Annotated in this window: 4 protein-coding genes; all 4 read left to right on the forward strand. The window is 39.8% G+C overall.

Annotation, left to right across the window (positions count from 1 at the left end; all coding sequences use genetic code 11):
• Window positions 1–46 precede the first annotated feature (46 nt).
• Complete coding sequence (locus ADI58_RS01285) at window positions 47–769, forward strand: metal ABC transporter ATP-binding protein (RefSeq protein ID WP_000619162.1); 723 nt, start codon at window positions 47–49, stop codon at window positions 767–769.
• Window positions 766–1,614 carry a metal ABC transporter permease gene (locus ADI58_RS01290; protein WP_000559786.1) on the forward strand — a complete coding sequence of 283 codons (849 nt, stop codon included), beginning with the start codon at window positions 766–768 and terminating at the stop codon, window positions 1,612–1,614. Before ADI58_RS01285 ends, ADI58_RS01290 begins: the two co-directional genes overlap by 4 nt.
• A gap of 31 nt (window positions 1,615–1,645) precedes the next feature.
• Window positions 1,646–2,575 (forward strand): metal ABC transporter substrate-binding lipoprotein/adhesin PsaA, encoded by a 930-nt coding sequence (psaA, locus tag ADI58_RS01295; protein ID WP_000733076.1) that lies wholly within the window; start codon window positions 1,646–1,648, stop codon window positions 2,573–2,575.
• Between the two features lie 419 nt (window positions 2,576–2,994).
• Window positions 2,995–3,486 (forward strand): thiol peroxidase, encoded by a 492-nt coding sequence (tpx, locus tag ADI58_RS01300; protein ID WP_049521159.1) that lies wholly within the window; start codon window positions 2,995–2,997, stop codon window positions 3,484–3,486.
• The last annotated feature ends 149 nt before the right edge of the window (window positions 3,487–3,635 follow it).

Genomic DNA, 3,635 nt, shown 5'->3' on the forward strand with positions numbered 1-3,635 from the left:
AATTTTTTTTTTAAGGTATATTAAGAGTCAGGAGGAATATAAGTTTATGATACGTATCGAAAACCTCAGTGTCTCCTATAAAGAAACGTTGGCACTTAAGGATATTTCACTAGTGCTCCAAGGACCAACAATTACCGGAATCATTGGTCCAAACGGTGCTGGAAAATCAACATTATTAAAAGGTATGCTGGGAATTATCCCACATCAAGGTCAGGCATTTCTCGATGACAAGGAAGTTAAAAAATCCTTACACCGAATTGCCTATGTCGAACAAAAAATCAATATCGACTACAACTTTCCCATCAAGGTCAAGGAATGTGTCTCGCTAGGACTATTTCCCTCTATTCCTCTCTTTCGAAGTTTAAATGCTAAACATTGGAAAAAAGTAGAGGAAGCCCTTGAAATCGTCGGCCTAGCTGACTACGCTGAACGTCAAATCAGTCAACTGTCTGGAGGTCAATTCCAGCGGGTCTTGATTGCCAGATGTTTGGTGCAGGAAGCCGATTATATCCTCTTGGATGAACCCTTTGTTGGGATTGACTCTGTCAGTGAGGAAATCATCATGAATACGCTGAGAGATTTGAAAAAAGCTGGTAAGACGGTTCTCATCGTTCACCACGACCTCAGCAAGGTTTCCCACTACTTCGATCAAGTCTTACTTGTCAATCGAGAAGTGATTGCCTTTGGTCCAACCAAAGAAACCTTTACCGAAGCCAATCTCAAAGAAGCTTACGGTAATCGACTCTTTTTCAATGGAGGTGACCTATGATTGCAGAATTTATCGATGGATTGCAAAAATTCCATTTCCTACAAAATGCCTTGATAACAGCTATTGTCGTCGGGGTCGTAGCTGGAGCTGTGGGATGTTTCATCATTCTACGTGGGATGTCACTCATGGGAGATGCCATTTCACATGCCGTCTTACCAGGTGTAGCCCTCTCCTTCATCTTGGGCCTTGACTTCTTTATCGGAGCCATTGTCTTTGGATTGCTAGCTGCCATCATTATTACCTACATCAAGGGAAACTCGATTATCAAAAGCGATACCGCCATCGGCATTACCTTTTCTTCTTTCTTAGCCCTCGGTATCATTTTGATTAGTGTCGCTAAAAGTTCAACTGACCTTTTCCATATTCTTTTTGGTAATATTCTTGCCGTACAAGATACGGATATGTTTATTACTATGGGTGTGGGGGCAGCCATTCTCTTGTTAATCTGGATTTTCTTCAAGCAACTCTTGATAACTTCCTTTGATGAACTCTTGGCTAAAGCCATGGGAATGCCTGTCAATTTCTATCACTACCTTCTCATGGTACTCCTGACTCTCGTGTCTGTGACAGCCATGCAAAGTGTCGGAACTATCCTGATTGTAGCCATGCTGATTACCCCAGCTGCAACTGCTTATCTGTATGCTAATAGCCTGAAAAGCATGATTTTCCTTTCCTCAACCTTTGGAGCTACTGCTTCAGTTTTGGGACTCTTTATCGGTTATAGCTTTAACGTTGCGGCAGGTTCTAGTATCGTGCTCACAGCTGCTAGTTTCTTTCTCATTAGCTTCTTTATCGCTCCAAAACAACGATATTTGAAACTGAAAAATAAACATTTGTTAAAATAAGGGGCAAAACCCCAATAAATTGGAGGATCTAATGAAAAAATTAGGTACATTACTTGTTCTCTTTCTTTCCGTCATCGCTCTTGTAGCATGTGCTAGTGGAAAAAAAGATGCAGCTTCTGGTCAAAAACTAAAAGTTGTTGCTACAAACTCAATCATCGCTGATATTACTAAAAATATTGCTGGTGACAAGATTGATCTTCACAGTATCGTTCCTGTTGGTCAAGACCCACACGAATACGAGCCACTACCTGAAGATGTCAAGAAAACTTCTCAAGCTGATTTGATTTTCTATAACGGTATCAACCTTGAAACAGGTGGTAATGCTTGGTTTACAAAATTGGTAGAAAATGCCAAGAAAACTGAAAACAAAGACTACTTTGCAGTCAGCGAAGGCGTTGATGTTATCTACCTTGAAGGCCAAAACGAAAAAGGAAAAGAAGACCCACACGCTTGGCTTAACCTTGAAAACGGTATGATCTTTGCTAAAAACATCGCAAAACAATTGAGCGCTAAAGACCCTAGCAACAAGGAATTCTACGAAAAAAATCTCAAAGAATATACTGATAAGCTAGACAAACTTGACAAGGAAGCTAAAGAGAAATTTAACAACATCCCTGCTGAGAAGAAATTGATCGTAACCAGCGAAGGATGCTTCAAATACTTCTCTAAAGCCTACGGTGTCCCAAGTGCCTATATCTGGGAAATCAATACTGAAGAAGAAGGAACTCCTGACCAAATCAAGACCTTGGTTGAAAAACTTCGCCAAACAAAAACTCCTTCACTCTTTGTAGAATCAAGTGTGGATGACCGTCCAATGAAGACTGTTTCACAAGATACAAACATCCCAATCTACGCACAAATCTTTACTGACTCTATCGCAGAACAAGGTAAAGAAGGTGACAGCTACTACAACATGATGAAATACAACCTTGACAAGATTGCTGAAGGATTGGCAAAATAATCTAGATGTTAGTTTATCTATTACTAGGTTCTTGTCTCTCTTTACATTACTTCTAATATTAGCTTTGTTAGTTCTATCTCTAGCTAAAAAAGCGTTTATAAGAATAAAGATTTCTTAAATCAGTACGAACGAAGTGAGTTTTTACCAGATATTTCTCACTGTAGTGGTATCCTAGATAAGAACTTTGATCTTATCTAGGACGGAATTTTTGAGACCTCAGGCTCAAAAATTAGGGATGAAATTCCGAAGGAAGTTGCTCCCGTCCGCACTACTTTCGAGAAATATCAAATAGATAAAAAATCTGAAAAACGTCATTCTCACATGAGCTGGCGTTTTTTCTATGCCCATATTTCCGGTCAAATCATTGGAAAATTCCGACTGTTTCAGCTAAAATGGAAGAAAAAAGATTGGAGTATCTTATGGTAATTTTTCTCGGAAATCCTGTGAGCTTTACAGGTAAACAACTACAAGTCGGCGACAAGGCACTTGATTTTTCACTCACTACAACAGACCTTTCTAAAAAATCTCTGGCTGATTTTGATGGCAAGAAAAAAGTCTTGAGTGTCGTGCCTTCTATCGATACAGGCATCTGCTCAACTCAAACGCGTCGTTTTAATGAAGAACTGGCTGGACTGGATAATACGGTTGTCTTGACTGTTTCAATGGACCTCCCTTTTGCCCAAAAACGTTGGTGTGGTGCTGAGGGAATTGAAAATGCCATCATGCTCTCAGACTATTTCGACCATTCCTTTGGACGTAATTACGCTCTCTTAATCAATGAGTGGCACCTATTGGCACGCGCAGTCTTTGTCCTCGATACCGACAATACTATTCGCTACGTTGAATACGTGGACAATATCAACTCTGAACCAAACTTCGAAGCCGCAATTGCAGCTGCTAAAGCCCTATAGAAAAAATCCTCTGTCACAAAGAGTTCCCTACTCTTTGAAACGGAGGATTTTTGTTTACGAGTAAATATAAGTTCAATCAGATAAAAACAACTACCTTATACTCTTCGAAAATCTCTTCAAACCACGTCAGCTTTATCTGCAACCTCAAA

This window comes from Streptococcus mitis (genome assembly GCF_001074635.1).
Classification (GTDB): domain Bacteria; phylum Bacillota; class Bacilli; order Lactobacillales; family Streptococcaceae; genus Streptococcus; species Streptococcus mitis_E.